Origin of the sequence: Bacillus cereus group sp. N11 (assembly GCF_016483605.1) — a bacterium.
Lineage (GTDB): Bacteria > Bacillota > Bacilli > Bacillales > Bacillaceae_G > Bacillus_A > Bacillus_A toyonensis.
In genome coordinates this window covers 1-16,803 of the sequence record NZ_JAEHBN010000029.1, presented here as the reverse complement: position 1 = coordinate 16,803, position 16,803 = coordinate 1, and the positions used below count along the sequence as shown (strand labels likewise).

Here is a 16,803-nt window from a genome sequence, read left to right as displayed (position 1 = left end):
TTTTATAAGGGGGATTTTTATTATGTCACAACAAGTTACAATGTCATTTTCAGTAGTACCGCAAGCAAAAACAAAAGATGTATATTCTGTTGTTGATAAAGCAATTGAAGTTGTACAACAATCGGGAGTTCGTTATGAAGTAGGAGCAATGGAAACAACGTTGGAAGGAGAATTAGATGTACTTCTTGATGTCGTGAAACGTGCGCAGCAAGCTTGCGTCGATGCTGGAGCTGAAGAAGTGATTACTTCTATTAAAATCCATTATCGTCCAAGCACTGGTGTAACGATAGATGAAAAGGTTTGGAAGTACCGTGATGAATATGCAAAACCAGAAGCAATCTAAACTTATTACAACAATTTGGCTTATCCTTCTCATTGCGATATGGGAAGGATCTGTTTCATTATTTAAAATCGAACCGTGGATTTTACCAAAGCCTTCTGCCATTGTTCAAGAATTAATTGGAATGAAGGATTTACTATTACCAAATACGATGCAAACACTGCAGGAAGTTATAATCGGACTATTTTTTGCGATTTTACTTGGGACGAGTATTGCAATTATTATGGACGTGATACCTTTATTTCGTATTTTAATAAATCCGTTGCTCGTTATTTCGCAAACGATTCCAATCGTTGTACTTGCACCGTTATTTATTATTTGGTTTGGATATGGGATGTTGCCGAAAGTAATGGTCGTCATACTCGTTTGTTTCTTCCCAATTGCGCTTAGTATTTTAGAAGGTTTTCAAACTGTAGATAAAAATATGTTGAAATTGTTGCAAACAATGAAAGCAACGAAATGGCAAATTTACCAGAAAGTAAAGTTTCCGGCAGTGCTCCCATACTTTTTCTCGGGTTTAAAAATTGCAGTTACATATAGCGTGATGGGGGCAATTATCGGAGAATGGCTCGGTGCAAGTGAAGGGTTAGGGGTTATGCTTACGAGAGCTACAAAATCCTTTTTAACTGCTCGAGTATTTGGTGTTGCAGCAATTATCGTCATGGTGACATTATGCCTGTATTTTATCGTGGAGTTTATGGCAAGAATAACAGCACCATGGATATATAGAAAGGACGGCAGAAAATGAAAAAAGGTTTAAAAATTATGTTAGCTGCTTTATTAGCAGTAAGTGTGGCTGGGTGTAATCCGGCGAAGAAAGAAGAAAGTGCAAGTAAAGATAAAAAAGTAAAAGTTGTTTTAGATTGGTTTCCAAATACGAATCATACTGGCTTATATGTAGCGAAAACGAAAGACTATTACAAAAAACAAGGGCTTGATGTAGAAATTATCCAGCCTGGTGATAATGTCACAGCAGAGCAGATGATTGCTTCTGGGAAAGCAGATTTTGCGATAAGCGCACAGGAAAATGTAACATTAGCTCGTGTTGAAGGAATCCCAGTTGTTTCTGTTGGTGCAATTATTCAGCATAATACCTCTGCTTTTGCATCACTAAAAAAAGAGAATATGACGTCACCGAAAGACTTTGAAGGTAAACGTTATGGTGGCTGGGGAGGACCAGCAGAAGAAGCGACGTTAAAAACAATTATGGAGAAACATCAAGCTGATTTTAATAAAGTCGAAAAAATCATCTTAGGACAAACAGACTTCTTCAAATCAATCGGTCGTGATGCGGACTTTGAATGGATTTATTATGGATGGGATGGCATTGAAGCGAAGCGTCAAGGAAAAGAGTTAAATACGATTATGGTGAAAGACTTAGATCCAGCGCTTGATTTCTATAGTCCTGTTATTATTACGAGTGAAAAACATACGAAGCAAGATAAAGACTTCGTGAAAAAGTTTATGACTGCAACGACAGAAGGTTATAATTTTGCAATTAAAGAGCCGAAAGAAGCTGCTGATATTTTAATTAAAGCTGTTCCAGATGTGAATAAGGAATTAGTACAAGAAAGTCAAAAGTGGTTAAGTACGAAGTATCAAGATGATGCAAAAGCCTGGGGAGTACAGAAGGAAGAAGTTTGGACGAATTACATGAATTTCTTATACGACAACAAAGTTATTAAAAAGAAAATTGATGTAAAAGATGCTTTTACAAATGAATTCCTTCCAAGTGAAAAATGAGCGGATTACAAATAAAAGATATTGTGAAATCTTTCGATGGAAAGAATGTATTAGCAAATATTAGTGCCTCTATACAGGAGGGAGAGTTTGTCTCTTTTGTCGGTCCGAGTGGTTGTGGGAAAAGCACATTGTTAAATATGATTGCGAGTGTTGAAGAGCCAACGAGTGGAGAGGTATTTTATAATGAGGAACATGTGAGAAAACAAGATGTTGTAAGCTATATGCCACAACAAGATTTATTATTACCGTGGCGATCGGCTTTACAAAATATTGTTCTTCCATTAGAAATTGAGGGGAAATCTAAAAAACAAAGGTTAACAGAAGGAATGGAAGCATTAAAGCAGTTTGAGTTAGATGAATATGCGGATCATTATCCTGATGCATTATCTGGTGGTATGCGCCAAAGAATTAGCTTTCTTCGTACATACTTATGTGAGAAGCCAATTATGCTACTTGATGAGCCTTTTGGAAAATTAGATGCATTTACAAAAATGGAAGTACACAGTTGGCTTTTAAATTCTTGGCATCAAGAAAAGCAAACAATTGTTATGGTTACACACGACTTAGATGAAGCAATTTTACTTTCTGATCGCGTATTTATTTTATCTCAAAGACCAGCATCAATAGTTGGTGAAGTGCAAGTGAAATTACCTCGTCCTCGAACGATGGATATGTTAACATCATTGGAGTTAAAGAAGGATAAGGAAGAAATTTTAAGTGTATTAGCTCCTTATATGAAAAAATAGAAAAAGTCTTTTAACAGTTTTAATCGTTTCACATGAGCTTCTTTCTATGAAACGTGGATAACGAAAGTATGGAATATCGAAGAATGGAACGTTTAAAAATAATCACAAAGAAAAGGCCGTAGCTTATATAAGCTACGGCCTTTTCTTTGTGATTAACATGATTTTCGAGAACTCTTACATGAGAATTGTATGAAGAAGCACTCTTATGGTGCGCTTATAAGCGTGCTTTTTCTGCGATTATGTTTATATTTATAATAATATTAGACGCCTTTCCCTAATAGGCAACTATCTTTTTTGTATATATAGATAGCTTGAAATGGAATGAAAATTATTCCTATATATAAAGAATAAGGTGATTAGTATGGGAAGACAATAGAAATTAAAGGAAATTCATGTAAAATTCAGATGAACTTCACGCAAACTTCATATTGAAAACTAAATATAATTATAATCGGTTATTGTAATTTTAATTTGTGATTTTTCGCAAAATTAAAAGTTTGAATTTAGGAAAGATTATTCAAACCTAAATTCAAACTTTAGTGAAACAATTAAAGAATGTTACGTCTAGTTTTCGCTAATAACGGCATTTAAAAGTTCGGCAGGGTTACCTGTTCCTGCACCTCCTATTGTAATGGATCCACCAGGAGGAATTTCACCGTTCCATCCGGCATTTGTAATTATATAATGATTATTTGTTTTACTACTAATTTTAGAATCCCAAACTTGTGTTAAATTGCCGTTATAATCAAATTCTAACTTCCAGTTTTTAATAGGGCTTGTGCCGTTATTTTTAATTACAATTGAGAAGTTATAGCCACTTCCCCAATTTGAAGTAACTGAAAATGTAGCCTTACCATTACCATCAGGAGGCGTTGTGTTAGCATCATCAGTTTTTACAATAATAGAATTAGGTTGTGATTTATTCCCGGCAGCGTCCTTTGCTAGTATTGAAAAAGTGTATTCCGTATTAGGTTTCAAATTTTTAATTGTAATGCTATTTGATGTTGTACTCCATTTTTCTTCCCCAGCAGTAACTTCATATTCAGTAACTCCTACATTATCAGTAGATGCAGTCCAGCTTAATTGGACTAAGCTTGAGTTTTTATTAGTAACCACCATGTTTTTTACGTTCGTTGGTGATTCAGTATCTTTTTGACTGATAGGTCCACCAAGTAATTCGGTTACTAACGTATCAAGCAATTTTGGACCACTACAGCTATATTTTGGACTTGTGCGACAGTCACCACTAAGTTCCCAAAACATTGCTCCACTTAAACCTTTCGTTTTTATATAATCTGTTTTATATTTCATAGATTCATTGTCATCGTAGCTAATAAATGTGCCTGTAGTAGCATTGTATAAATAAGGTACTTTAGCTGTATCATTCCAATAGCGTACAAAACCATTTTTGTTTACGTAATTCGCTGCTAAATCACCGTAATCATAAACACCCGTATCACCAGTAGAATAATCATCCCAAGTACCTTTAGATGCTAGTTTGCCATCACTACCTGGTTTACATGGTTGATATTGCCCATTATTATCTTTTCCACAACTTTTCCAACCACGTCCGTAAAATGGTACGCCTAATACGAGTTTATCAGCTGGTACACCTTCATTTTTATAAACGTCAATAGCTCCATCTACGTAAAATTTCGTATCAGCTGCTGGATCATTCGGATCTTTATATAATGCGGCATTATGGTTAGAAGTTGCTTCCCAACCGCCGTGGAAATCATATGTCATAATATTAATCCAATCGAGTATTTGAGAGATTTTCTTTAACTCTGTATGATCGGCATAACGTTGACTTGCCCCTGAAGCAATTGTTAATAAATATTGTTTTCCATCTTCAGTACCGGCTTTATTTAAAGCATTTCGGACATCTTGAAGAAGGAGCGTGAAATTTTGTTTATCTTCAGGACGGTAACTACCACCAGGAATCGTTTCAACACCTGGATATTCCCAGTCTAAATCGACGCCGTCAAATCCGTATGCACGTAGGAAATCGACTGTTGATTCTGCGAATACTTTTCTAGTTTTTTCATCAGCTGCCATATCAGAAAATCGATTAGACCAAGTCCAGCCTCCGACGGAAATAATGGTTTTTAAATGAGGGTATTTAGCTTTTAGTCGTTTTAATTCTCCGAAGTTGCCACAACGGGCATATTTATCACAATCTTCCCAAGTGGTACCTGATCCTGGATAAGATTTTGTGACATCAGCCCAGGGCTCACCTAATACGAGAGTACCATTAGGAACTTCTTTATTTTGCAATGGTACACCAGATTCTTTACAGTTCCATGTTTGTTTATTTGGATTATCGGGATGTGTAGAAGGATTTCCATGTTTTCCATTCCAGCAAATATCAGCAAACGCATAGTTTAAATGAGTGAGCTTTGATGCATCGATGTCTGCAACTTGATAATTACGTCCGTAGATGCCCCACGAAGGAAAGTACCCAATAATTTTTTGGTTTTGCGTTGGTGAATTTGCTGATGCGAGATTTGGAGTAATAAAATTTGCGAGAAAAAGAGGTAAGAAGAGTAGTAGAGATAGCAATAGTAATGTGAATTTTTTTGACCTCATAGTCATTTCCCCTTTCAAGGTAAAAGATATATTTAAAGGCATTTGCCGATAAATCAAAGTGAATCTCGACATATGAAACGTCTAGATAAAAATGATCAGACATCACGAAGTCTATACAAGGGAGCTGGGGTGATTAAATCGTAACAAATGTAAGATTTAGTGTAAACGCTTTATTGTATGAAGAAAGACTTTCTCAATACAAAAAGGCTTTAATACAAACTGCATATGAAAATGAAAGACCGGTGAGGAAGAAAATAGCTTATTATAAATAAATTTGAGAAAAAATTGTATGAAGTCAACTTGTAATGGGGTGGTAAGATGGTGAAATTTCATATAAAATAATAGTAAAAATATGTAAGAAAGAGGATAGTGTGGATGTGTTTTTGAACATTGCTGAAGAAAAGGTTCGACAAGCAATCTGGAATGGTGATTTGGATTATATTTCGGGAAAAGGAAAACCACTACAATTAGAAGATCTTTTAATGGTACCTCTAGAGTTAAGGATGAGCTATAAAATTTAAAAAATGCGGGAATGATTCCAGCAGAAATGGACTTACAAAAGATATATTAAAAATAGAAGATTTAATTGCTTACTGTTATGATGAAGTAGAGAGGAAAAAATTACAAGAAGGGTTAACAGCAAAAACGTTGTGTTTTCAGCAGGTAATGGAAAAGAGAAAGATAGTTCAGCATTTCGTAAATTAAGTTAAGAGGGATAAGATGAATACATTTGAAACGATAGAAGAATTAGCAACATATATTGAAGAACAGCAATTAGTACTTCTATTTATTAAAACAGAAAATTGTGGTGTTTGTGATGTCATGTTAAGGAAAGTAAATTACGTATTAGAGAATTATGATTACGTAGAGAAAATAGAGATATTACTACAAGACATGCAAGAAGTTGCGGGGCGATATGCAGTATTTACAGGGCCGACAATTTTGTTATTTCATAATGGAAAAGAGATCCTTCGTGAATCGCGCTTTATTTCACTTGAAAATTTAGAGAGAACCATTCAATTATTCGAGAATTAGGGAGGTTTTTATATGGAATTTATTATTGTCATACTATTATTTGTTGTCATTGGAATAATTGTAATAGCTGTTCGATCAAATAAAAAGAAAGTAAACCTTACGAAACAAAATAACATACATAATTCGTCTAATAACTCATCACCGCTTTTTTTCTTTGCTGGATCTGATAATAATGACAGCTCACATGATAGCAGTTCACATGACTGTGGAGGGTCTTTTGGAGGAGATAGTGGAGGTAGTTGCGGTGGTGGCGGTGATTGATAAGAATACGCCTTATATAGGCGTATTTCTTTTTTAAACAAACGTTTGATTAGTTGGCTTACATACGCACACTAACAGTTAAATAAACGTTTGTTTAATATTTTTAACATGATTAGGAGAATAGAAATGGGAAGGGAACCGAAAGTGAAAAATAAAGGGAAAATAGCATTGTTTTTATTAGTTGCTGGAGGTGTATTTCTTGTTAAACTTGGATTTAAATTTGGAACAATACATATGATCCGAACTTGGTTTGAAAGTACGTTTTCGTAAATAAGGAATATAGCCTCTTGCGAAAGAGGTTTTTCATTTGTTATCATTAGACTGAACGGTCGGTTTAAAGAGGTGTGAGTATGAGAAAAAGCGCAGAAGAGATAAAGAAGGAAATTGCATACAAAGCAGAAAATCTGTTTTCACAAAAAGGCTATGCAGCCACATCTATGGAAGATATTTGTGAAATTACAGAGCGAAGTAAAGGGAGTATTTATTACCATTTTAAAAGTAAAGAAGAATTATTTTTATTTGTAGTAAAACAGCATACGTATGATTGGCTTGAAAAATGGAATGAAAAAGAGAAGTTGTATAGTACTAGTATTGAAAAATTATATGGTCTCGCAGAATATTATGTAGAGGATATACAACAACCTATTTCGAGTGCAATAGAGGAATTTTCTATGAGCCAAGTTGTGAGCAAAGAGGTTCTAGATGAATTATTAGCTTTAACTAGAGAATCATATGTTATGTTTGAGAGATTAATCGAAACAGGTATACAGTCTGGAGAGTTTCGTGAAGAAAATGCGCGCGATTTGATGTATATTGTACATGGCTTATTATCAGGGCTTGGAGTGCTTTACTATGAGCTAGATTATAACGAGTTAAAGCGAGTTTATAAAAAGGCAATAGATGTATTGTTAAAAGGGATGGCAGCTGAATAATAAGTCAGCGGCTTTTCTTTTAAAACGAATTAGACCGAATGGTCGGTTTATAAAAGGAGGAGCGGAAATGAAAGCTTTATTTAAAAATCGAGCATTTATGCTCGTTATGGCATCCGATATTTTACAACAATTTGCGATTTGGATCAGAAATATGGCCCTATTGTATTTCATAATGGAGCGGACGAATAATGATCCAGTTTCAGTGTCACTATTATCGGTCATGGAATATGCACCTATTTTTATTTTTTCTTTCATTGGTGGCGCCTTAGCAGATCGCTGGAACCCGAAAAGAACAATGGTTGCTGGGGATGTGTTAAGTGTACTGTCTATTATAGGGATTGTTTTATTGTTAAAGATTGATTACTGGCAGGCAATATTTTTTGCGACACTCGTTTCCGCAATTGTAGGTCAGTTTTCTCAGCCTTCATCTTCACGCATATTTAAGCGCTATGTAAAGGAAGAACAGGTAGCAAATGCGATTGCATTTAACCAAACATTACAGTCATTGTTTATGATTTTCGGACCAGTTGTAGGATCGCTTGTGTATACACAACTTGGTTTATTTACGTCACTATATAGTTTAATCATTTTATTTTTATTATCTGCTATCGCCCTTTCATTTTTACCGAAATGGATTGAACAAGAGCAAGCAGTGAAGGAATCATTAAAAAATGATATAAAAGAAGGATGGAAATACGTTCTTCATACGAAAAATTTACGTATGATTACGATCACTTTCACAATTATGGGCTTAGCTGTTGGATTAACGAATCCGTTAGAGGTGTTTCTTGTAATAGAACGTCTTGGAATGGAAAAGGAAGCAGTTCAATATTTAGCAGCAGCGGATGGAATAGGTATGCTAATCGGTGGTATTGTTGCTGCGGTTTTCGCTTCAAAAGTAAACCCGAAAAAGATGTTTGTATTTGGTATGAGTATATTAGCAATCTCATTTTTAGTCGAAGGGTTGTCCACATCATTTTGGATTACTAGTTTGATGCGATTTGGAACAGGTATTTGTTTAGCTTGTGTTAATATCGTTGTCGGTACGCTTATGATTCAACTTGTACCAGAAAATATGATTGGAAGAGTAAATGGAACCATTTTACCAATGTTTATGGGGGCAATGTTAATTGGAACATCACTAGCTGGAGGATTGAAGGAAATGACTTCATTAGTTATTGTATTTTGTATAGCGATGTCACTTATTTTATTAGCGATAGGACCGGTTTTACGTATGCAACTAGATAAAGAAGATGTTGCTAATAAAGAGGAACTAACGAATTCATTCGCTTCGAAATAGCTATTGTAAGGGAGCAGAACTGCTCCCTTTTCCTATGGGAATCTTTTGACAATGAAATGTACCAACTATATACTGATGTTGTAAAAATAATTTTACAGGTTAGGAGAAACGATGTGAAAAATCAAATCTATGAATTGCGCACTGAAAATAATATTTCACAAGGTGCATTAGCTGATAAGTGTAGCGTATCAAGACAGACGATAAATGCAATTGAGAATAATAAATATGATCCAAGCTTAGCGTTAGCTTTTCGTTTAGCGGAAGTATTGGGAACAACTGTTGATAAACTATTTTTGTATAAGCTGTAGGGGAAAGAGAAAATAAGTCTTTTAGTTACGACATTAGTAGTTATAAGTATGCTAGCATTTTGCACTTTACTATTGGTTAATTGAACTTCAAGTAAACTGGTATGCACTATTTATTTGTAGCATCGCATAATGTTGAAGGGGCAAATGAGGAGAAGAAAGATTTAGAAAAACATGTATGAAAAACAAGTGCAAATGTTACATATTATGTACGCATTGTATTTATTTTTTGGTTTTTTTTCGCATCGGTAGGTTTTAATAAATGGATAGATTTTCATGATGTACCGCTTTTACTTACGTTATGTGCTGCTAGAGTTGTAAAGCCAGCTGTAGAGTTTTTACTTGTAAAGCGTTATCGTTAAAAATAAAGAAAGATCCTCTTCTTGTGTGAAGGGGATCTTCTTTTTATAGCGTTTTAGTTTTCGGATTAGGTGGTGTAACGGGTGTATCATTTTCAGGAACTCTAGTTAATAAGAATCCACCGATAATAAACAATACGATAATACTAAGGACACCAGCGTTTGTTTTTCCCGTTAATTGCGTTGTAACACCGACTAATACTGGACCCATGATCGCGGCAAACTTGCCAAATATATTATAAAATCCGAAGAATTCATTTGCCGATTCTTTAGGTACTAGTTTTGCAAAATAGGAACGACTAAGTGCTTGAATACCACCTTGAGAAGTGGCAACTAACATTGCTAAAATCCAGAAATCGAGTGTCGTTTTTAAGAAATAAGCATATGTGCAAATGATGATATAAATAATAATACCAACATATAGCATTTTTTTCCCTGTAAATGTTTCTGATAATTTTCCGTATAATAAAGCGAATGGACAAGCTACAATTTGTGTGACAAATAAGATGATTAATAGATTCGTTGCACTAATACCGAGATCTGTTCCGTAAGCGGTAGACATAGTAATAATTGTATCGACCCCGTCAATGTAGAAGAAATAGGCGATTAGGAACATAAAGACTGTTTTATATTCTTTAATATTTTTAAAAGTATCAGCAAGGCGTTTGAAGCTCATTGCAATTGGTCTTGGATGGCGTTCAATATAATGTGTTTGCTCTACGTTTTTTAGCATTGGAATTGTAAATAATCCCCACCAAAGAGCTGTTATTGCGAATGAAATTTGACTGGCAATGCCGACTGATAAAGGGATAGTGCCTTTTTGAGCAAGAATAATAAGAGCGATACAACCGATAAAAGGAATTGTGCTCCCAATATAGCCTAATGCAAAGCCTCGTGTAGAAATTCGATCCATTCTATCTTTAGAGGTAACATCTACTAAAAATGCATCATAAAAAATGTTTGCTCCAGCAAAACCGACTAGTGCTAGCATATAGCAACCTAGTAATAAGTACCACTGGGATGTTGGGACGACTGCTAGCATACTTGTAAATACGATGCCGAGTCCAAAGAAGAATGTGAAAAATCGTTTTTTAAACCCTTTATAATCAGCAACTGTGCCGAGAATAGGAGCAAGTATAGAAATTAAAAGTGTAGCGAATGAGTTTGCATATCCCCAATATGCTGTTGAAGTTGCACCAGATAGTCCAGCTTCTTTTGCAGCTGCTTTAAAGTAAATTGGGAATAGTGCAGTTGTAATGACGAGCGAATATACCGAATTCGCCCAATCATATAATATCCAGCTTTTTTCTTGTCTGGACATTTTTTTCATATAATGTTCCCCCTTAAATTGTTCTACTAACAGTGTACAAAAATAAAAATTATAAAAAGAGAAACAGTGATGATTTTTACATAACTTTTACATATATACACAGTTCTTTACAATTGTAGTAAATCCTCTATAATGGATCCGTCTGTTTCGCCTAAGTGCAAACCGAGTAATCTTGCGATAGTCGGACCTTCATCAATAAGTCTCATATACGGGATTGTAACGCCACTTTGAATACCTTTTCCAGCAGCGATAAAAATTGTTTCATAGTTAGGCTTTGTTGGGGAGTAACCATGAGTTCCAAATGTATATTTTTTACTAGAAGTAACATCTTTTTTAGTAATTTCTTTTATAAAATCACCGGTATAATTTTCAGTGAAATAATACCCCTCTTGTGCTTCCAACATAAATAAACAATTACCATCTGCACCGGATTCTTTCGCCGCTTCATCATGAAGTATAAATTCAATGCCATTTTGTTTATTTTGAAGCAGTTCTTCAAGAAGTAGTTGTACTTCCCGAATGGTATCCGTATCGTTTTTGTCTTTCACATATAAATAGGCAGAACCGTCGCAACTTTGACAGTAGGCCTTCCAGTCTACTAATTTACCTTCTTTATTTAGAGATATAAGCTCTTTTTGATGGAATAGCACATTTAATTGAATTGATTTGTTTTCACTTAAAGCGCTATGATCACCAAGGGCAATAATTGTACTTTCTTCGTATATTCCACTTTCTTCTAATGCATGAATAATTTTTCCTAGACGTTCGTCGTGCCTATGGATAGCTGCTATTGTTTCGTTAGATTCAAAGCCATGATAGTGTCTTTGTGTGTCTAAATCAGTGAAATGCACAAACATGACATTAGGCCTTTTTGTAAGAATTGTATGTACAGCAGAAGCAAGAACGAAATCATCGAGTTCAGGTTGTGATAATCCATTTCGTATATGACCGAACCGTCGATTTAAATCTAATTGGTATAGCGGGCTACCGCTAAATAATGAAACTAAAATTTGATTTTGCCACGGTCTATTTGGAAAGATTTCCGGTAAATTGTAATCAATGTTTGCTCTTCCAGTAACAGGCCAAAGAAGGGCTGCTGTCGTTAAATTTGCTTTGCGTGCTTCATCATATAATGTTGTTCCTTTTATCGATTTTCGGTACCAATGCCAATCTGGTGATTCACGTCCTGGTTGAAGTAAAGTATTGGTAACAACACCATGTTTATTAGGGTAGTTTCCAGTAACGATTGTTGAGTGGCTTGGATATGTTACAGAAGGATAAATTGGTTCTACTTTTTCTACAACCGCGCCCTTTTTTATTAGAGATTGGAAGTTAGGTAATTTTTGTAGTATAGGAAAATCTAAAGCTGATAAACAGTCGAATGATAAAATAATGACACGATTAGTTAATGCTTTATCCATAAAGTAATCCTCCTAATTATATAAAACCTATTCTTATATATTACTATTAATACCTAGTAATAAAAATATGTTTCTGAATAAAATTTATTATTTATTTTCAGAAAAATTAAACATATAATAAGTATAAGGGATTCAATGAAAGGAGGGAATACTATGGACTGGCTAGATGGATTTGGTATTTTTTACATCATTGGTGGAATCACGATTCTCCTAGTATTTGCTATTTCATATTTACTAAAGAAACGTTTTCCAGACAAACAGTTTGATATTATATTTTCACTTAGTTTAGTACTTCTTTGTTTAGCTTTCTTTCCTGTAACAATGATAGCTATTGGTGGGTGGGAAGGAATGGGATATGGATTTATTTGTTTCTTCGTTCTACTTGGTACACTTATCGGTATGGTTGCACATCAACTTGTGAAAATCGTTCGAAAGAGCTACGTATAAAACTACAAAAAATGAAAAGAATATATAAAAATAAGAAAATTAGCTATTGTTTTAAAAAAGAATTTGTATTATGATAATCAACAAATTTATTTCGTTATAACGCTGAAAAAGGACTAGTACATGTCCAACCTTTTTTGCAGAGAGAGAATCCGTTTGGCTGAAAGATTCTTAAAGGGCGATATGGAACCTACCTTTGAGTTCTGCATATGCAGCGGGAAATTCCCGTTATCAAAAAGAGAGCATATACAATTTTTGTGTATGAATCAGGGTGGTAACGCCGGCAAAGCTCGGTCCCTATTTAGGGGCGCGGGCTTTTTTGTATTTTCTAAAAGGAGGAAGACTGACTATGGCAAAAGAACAAGTGCAAGCCATTACGAAGATGGAAGAGGACTTTGCGCAGTGGTATACCGATATTGTAAAAAAAGCTGAACTTGTTGACTATTCAAGTGTAAAAGGGTGTATGATTCTGCGTCCGTACGGTTATGCCTTATGGGAGAATATGCAGAAAGTGATGGATGAAAAGTTAAAAGAAACTGGTCATGAGAATGTGTATATGCCAATGTTTATCCCAGAGAGTTTATTGCAAAAAGAGAAGGATCATGTTGAAGGATTTGCTCCTGAAGTAGCATGGGTTACGCATGGCGGGGATGAAAAGTTAGCGGAAAGACTTTGTGTACGTCCTACATCGGAAACTTTATTCTGTGAGCATTTCTCAAAGATTGTTCAATCATATAATGATTTGCCAAAGTTATATAATCAGTGGTGTTCAGTAGTTCGTTGGGAAAAGACAACGAGACCATTCCTTCGTACGACTGAATTTTTATGGCAAGAAGGCCATACGATTCATGAAACGGCAGAAGAATCGCAAGCTGAAACGTTAAATATTTTAAATCTATATGCCTCTTTCTGTGAGGAATACTTAGCGATACCAGTAATTAAAGGACAAAAAACAGAAAAAGAAAAGTTTGCGGGAGCGAAGGCAACTTATACGATTGAAAGTTTAATGCATGATGGAAAAGCACTTCAAACAGGAACATCTCATAACTTTGGAACGAATTTCTCTGAAGCATTTGATATTAAGTTTTTAGATCGTAACGGTAAGTGGCAATATGTACACCAGACTTCGTGGGGTGTATCAACGAGAATGATAGGTGGACTTATTATGGTCCATAGTGATAATAACGGACTTGTAATACCGCCAAAAGTCGCTCCAGTACAAGTTGTTATTGTACCTATTGCTCAGCATAAAGAAGGTGTGTTAGAAAAAGCAACAGAGTTACAAGGACGTATTCAGAAGGTTGCGCGTGTAAAAATAGATGCTAGCACTAAAACACCGGGCTGGAAATTTAATGAGTATGAAATGAAGGGAATTCCAATTCGATTAGAAGTGGGTCCAAAGGATATTGAAAAGAATCAAGTTGTACTTGTAAGAAGAGATACGAAAGAAAAAGAATGTATATCAATGGATCAATTAGAAGAACGCATTCCATCATTACTGGAGGAAATTCATCATTCTTTATTTAATAAAGCAAAAGTATTTCGCGATGAGAATTCGTATAGTGTGACGAATTTCGAAGAGATGAAAAAAGCAGCTGATGAAAAGCAAGGGTTTATTAAGGCGATGTGGTGTGGAGAACTAGCTTGTGAAGAGAAATTAAAAGAAGAAGTTGGAGTATCTTCACGTTGTATGCCTTTTGAGCAAGAACATTTAGCTGACGAATGTATTTGCTGTAGTAAAGAAGCAAAGCACATGGTCTATTGGGGAAAAGCATATTAATACGCTTTCTGATAGATGCCAAAAGGACTTTGGGTTGCATAATAAACTGCAATCCAAAGCCCTTTTTAGTTTTATATTGGTTTCATGTATTTTTTAGATGGAAGGATGTTGGTCTTTATTTTGCATTTTTACGGCGAATAAACAATAACATACCAATTAGGAATGTTGAAAGTCCTATTAAAATAGATGCAGGATAATGTGCTGCAGTATTAGGTAACTTATCACCTTGTTTTGTCGCATTATCTTTTACGTTACCACCTTGTGAACTGCTATCCCCTTTAACTCGATTGCCATCTTGGGAGCCTTTGCCATCTTGCAAACTGCTATCGCCCTTAACTCGATTGCCACCAGAACCGTTGCCACCAGAACCGTTGCCACCAGAACCACTGCCATCAGAACTGCTACCGCCAGAACCGTTGCCATCAGAGCCGCTACCACCAGAACCACTGCCATCAGAGCCGCTGCCACCAGAACCACTGCCACCAGAACCGCTGCCATCAGAACCGTTGCTTCCTGGAGGTTTATTATTATCTTTTGAGTTTCCTTCTGCTAAATGATCGCTGTTTTGTACAATAGCGTTTGTTGGAGAGAAGTTTTCCGTGGCTGCATTACCGATATTCAAGCCGCTAAAAAAAGATAAAGAAAGTGTTGATGCTAAAATGAAGATTTTCGTCATTGTTTTCCTCCTGAAAAATTAATATTCCATCTAAAATACATCCCTTTGTAATATTTCATAGGAGATATAGTTTTATGCAAAAAACTATATAGATAAGATGTTCACAAATTTTATGGCTATATTTAGATATTCAAAATAAATATTTCGGAATGATATGTTAAGATTAATAGTAAGAAGAATAAAAAAGGGAGGGCTGAAGAATATAGGATTTCTTATATTCTTATAAAAAATTATGAAACAAACAACAAAACAAATAATAACAGGTACATTTCTAGCGACAGCAACATCTTTTATTTCGACGCATGCCTTTGCAGAAAGTGATAATTTAGCGACAGTAAATGCAACAAATTTAAATATACGTGAACAACCTACAACTCAAGGGAAAGTTATAGGAACAGTAAAAAAGGGAACAAATGTACAAGTTTTAAGTAAGGAAAAAGAATGGGCTAAAATTTCTCATGATGGAAAAGAGGGGTATGTCACATTACAATTTTTAGGATTTTCGAATGGAAATCCAAACGTTGAACAAAAACAACAATTAACGATTAATAATGGACAAAAAGAAGAGGGAATTGTTACGGCAACTCGTTTGAATGTACGTAATAGTCCAACTCTAGGTAGTTCAATGATTGGCTATGTTCAAAAAAATGAAAAAGTAACGGTATTAGGAAAAGCGAACGGCTGGGCAAAGATTGAATATAAAGGAAAAGAGGGATATGTATCTTTAGAGTTTTTAAAATTTGGAGATGCAATTCAAACACCTGACACTTCTGGCCAAAAGCAACTGCAACCAACAATCAAAAATGGAGCACAAGAAGTAGGAACAATCAATGCAACAAGCTTACGAGTAAGAAGCGCAGCGAATACAAGTAGCTCGGTTTTAGGGAACCTAAAAAATGGTGAAAAAGTAACAGTACTAGGAAAAGCGAATGGTTGGGCAAAAATAAGCTATCAAGGAAAAGAAGGTTATGTATCGTTAGAGTTTGTGAAAATTGATGGCAACACAGAAGAGATAAAAAAGCCGGAACAACCGAAAACATCAGATGCAACGATTAAAAATGGAACGCAAGAAGTAGGAACAATTAACGCGACAAGCTTACGAGTAAGAAGTGCGGCAAATACAAGTAGCTCGGTTCTAGGAAACTTAAAAAATGGTGAAAAAGTAACAGTACTAGGAAAAGCAAACGGCTGGGCGAAAATCAGCTATCAAGGAAAAGAAGGCTATGTTTCGTTAGAGTTTGTGAAGTTAGAAGCAGGAAAACAAGAAGAAAAGCCAGCGGAAAACATTACGAATGGAACGCAAGAAGTAGGAACGATCAATGCGACAAGTCTCCGAGTAAGAAGCGCGGCGAATACAAGTAGCTCGGTTCTAGGAAACTTAAAAAATGGTGAAAAAGTAACAGTACTAGGAAAAGCAAACGGCTGGGCGAAAATCAGCTATCAAGGAAAAGAAGGCTATGTTTCGTTAGAGTTTGTGAAGTTAGAAGCAGGAAAACAAGAAGAAAAGCCAGCGGAAAACATTACGAATGGAACGCAAGAAGT

General features: G+C 35.3%; 17 protein-coding genes, 2 pseudogenes and 1 other annotated feature. Of the genes and pseudogenes, 15 read left to right on the top strand and 4 right to left on the bottom strand.

Going from position 1 to position 16,803, the window contains the following annotated elements:
• The first annotated feature begins 22 nt into the window (after positions 1–22).
• The 4 genes from JDS98_RS28165 to JDS98_RS28150 are packed head-to-tail and all read left to right on the top strand — an operon-like array spanning position 23 to position 2,829.
• Positions 23–343, top strand: a complete 321-nt coding sequence (locus JDS98_RS28165) for an MTH1187 family thiamine-binding protein (RefSeq protein ID WP_000082906.1) — start codon at positions 23–25, stop codon at positions 341–343.
• On the top strand, positions 315–1,088 hold the full coding sequence (locus JDS98_RS28160; protein ID WP_140158441.1) for an ABC transporter permease: 774 nt from the start codon (positions 315–317) through the stop codon (positions 1,086–1,088). The genes JDS98_RS28165 and JDS98_RS28160 overlap by 29 nt, the downstream gene beginning before the upstream one ends.
• Positions 1,085–2,083 carry an ABC transporter substrate-binding protein gene (locus JDS98_RS28155; RefSeq protein WP_199634544.1) on the top strand — a complete coding sequence of 333 codons (999 nt, stop codon included), beginning with the start codon at positions 1,085–1,087 and terminating at the stop codon, positions 2,081–2,083. The genes JDS98_RS28160 and JDS98_RS28155 overlap by 4 nt, the downstream gene beginning before the upstream one ends.
• Positions 2,080–2,829, top strand: coding sequence for an ABC transporter ATP-binding protein (locus JDS98_RS28150; protein ID WP_000016055.1), 750 nt, complete (start codon positions 2,080–2,082; stop codon positions 2,827–2,829). The genes JDS98_RS28155 and JDS98_RS28150 overlap by 4 nt, the downstream gene beginning before the upstream one ends.
• A gap of 564 nt (positions 2,830–3,393) precedes the next feature.
• On the opposite strand, the gene JDS98_RS28145 is transcribed toward JDS98_RS28150, so the two are convergent.
• Entirely contained in the window at positions 3,394–5,418 is a 2,025-nt protein-coding gene (locus JDS98_RS28145; RefSeq protein ID WP_199634543.1) for a glycosyl hydrolase family 18 protein, read from the bottom strand.
• Positions 5,419–5,789: 371 nt separating this feature from the next.
• On the opposite strand from JDS98_RS28145, the pseudogene JDS98_RS28140 reads away from it, so the two are divergent.
• The 8 genes and pseudogenes from JDS98_RS28140 to JDS98_RS28105 all read left to right on the top strand — a co-directional run bounded on the left by JDS98_RS28140 (position 5,790) and on the right by JDS98_RS28105 (position 9,613).
• Positions 5,790–6,123 (top strand): annotated as a pseudogene (locus JDS98_RS28140) (DnaJ family domain-containing protein).
• Positions 6,124–6,138: 15 nt separating this feature from the next.
• A complete protein-coding gene (locus tag JDS98_RS28135) occupies positions 6,139–6,453 on the top strand; it encodes a thioredoxin family protein (protein ID WP_001091216.1) in 315 nt (104 codons plus the stop codon).
• A 12-nt stretch (positions 6,454–6,465) separates the two neighbouring features.
• Positions 6,466–6,714 carry a hypothetical protein gene (locus JDS98_RS28130; RefSeq protein ID WP_000394360.1) on the top strand — a complete coding sequence of 83 codons (249 nt, stop codon included), beginning with the start codon at positions 6,466–6,468 and terminating at the stop codon, positions 6,712–6,714.
• 126 nt (positions 6,715–6,840) lie between these two features.
• Complete coding sequence (locus JDS98_RS28125) at positions 6,841–6,984, top strand: hypothetical protein (protein WP_000532279.1); 144 nt, start codon at positions 6,841–6,843, stop codon at positions 6,982–6,984.
• Positions 6,985–7,064: 80 nt separating this feature from the next.
• Positions 7,065–7,646, top strand: a complete 582-nt coding sequence (locus JDS98_RS28120) for a TetR/AcrR family transcriptional regulator (protein WP_001231936.1) — start codon at positions 7,065–7,067, stop codon at positions 7,644–7,646.
• 67 nt (positions 7,647–7,713) lie between these two features.
• Positions 7,714–8,946 carry an MFS transporter gene (locus JDS98_RS28115; protein WP_000645354.1) on the top strand — a complete coding sequence of 411 codons (1,233 nt, stop codon included), beginning with the start codon at positions 7,714–7,716 and terminating at the stop codon, positions 8,944–8,946.
• A gap of 56 nt (positions 8,947–9,002) precedes the next feature.
• The gene (locus JDS98_RS28110; protein WP_073990719.1) at positions 9,003–9,254 is read left to right on the top strand and encodes a helix-turn-helix transcriptional regulator; all 252 of its coding nucleotides are present in this window, start codon (positions 9,003–9,005) and stop codon (positions 9,252–9,254) included.
• A gap of 48 nt (positions 9,255–9,302) precedes the next feature.
• Positions 9,303–9,613, top strand: a pseudogene (locus JDS98_RS28105) (hypothetical protein).
• 43 nt (positions 9,614–9,656) lie between these two features.
• Here the strand turns inward: JDS98_RS28105 and JDS98_RS28100 are convergent.
• Together JDS98_RS28100 and JDS98_RS28095 are read right to left on the bottom strand one after the other, a co-directional pair.
• Positions 9,657–10,940 carry an MFS transporter gene (locus JDS98_RS28100; RefSeq protein ID WP_000738837.1) on the bottom strand — a complete coding sequence of 428 codons (1,284 nt, stop codon included), beginning with the start codon at positions 10,938–10,940 and terminating at the stop codon, positions 9,657–9,659.
• A gap of 107 nt (positions 10,941–11,047) precedes the next feature.
• Positions 11,048–12,361, bottom strand: coding sequence for an alkaline phosphatase family protein (locus JDS98_RS28095; RefSeq protein WP_199634542.1), 1,314 nt, complete (start codon positions 12,359–12,361; stop codon positions 11,048–11,050).
• Positions 12,362–12,514: 153 nt separating this feature from the next.
• On the opposite strand from JDS98_RS28095, the gene JDS98_RS28090 reads away from it, so the two are divergent.
• Both JDS98_RS28090 and proS read left to right on the top strand, forming a co-directional pair.
• Positions 12,515–12,808, top strand: a complete 294-nt coding sequence (locus JDS98_RS28090) for a YesK-like family protein (protein ID WP_000383863.1) — start codon at positions 12,515–12,517, stop codon at positions 12,806–12,808.
• Positions 12,809–12,901: 93 nt separating this feature from the next.
• Positions 12,902–13,107, top strand: a binding site (T-box leader).
• Positions 13,108–13,154: 47 nt separating this feature from the next.
• A complete protein-coding gene (gene proS / locus JDS98_RS28085; protein WP_199634541.1) occupies positions 13,155–14,585 on the top strand; it encodes a proline--tRNA ligase in 1,431 nt (476 codons plus the stop codon).
• Between the two features lie 115 nt (positions 14,586–14,700).
• On the opposite strand, the gene JDS98_RS28080 is transcribed toward proS, so the two are convergent.
• Positions 14,701–15,261, bottom strand: a complete 561-nt coding sequence (locus JDS98_RS28080) for an LPXTG cell wall anchor domain-containing protein (RefSeq protein ID WP_199634540.1) — start codon at positions 15,259–15,261, stop codon at positions 14,701–14,703.
• Between the two features lie 232 nt (positions 15,262–15,493).
• Here JDS98_RS28080 and JDS98_RS28075 point away from each other — a divergent pair.
• Positions 15,494–16,803 (top strand): SH3 domain-containing protein (locus JDS98_RS28075; RefSeq protein WP_199634539.1); only part of this gene is annotated, 1,310 nt, incomplete at its 3' end.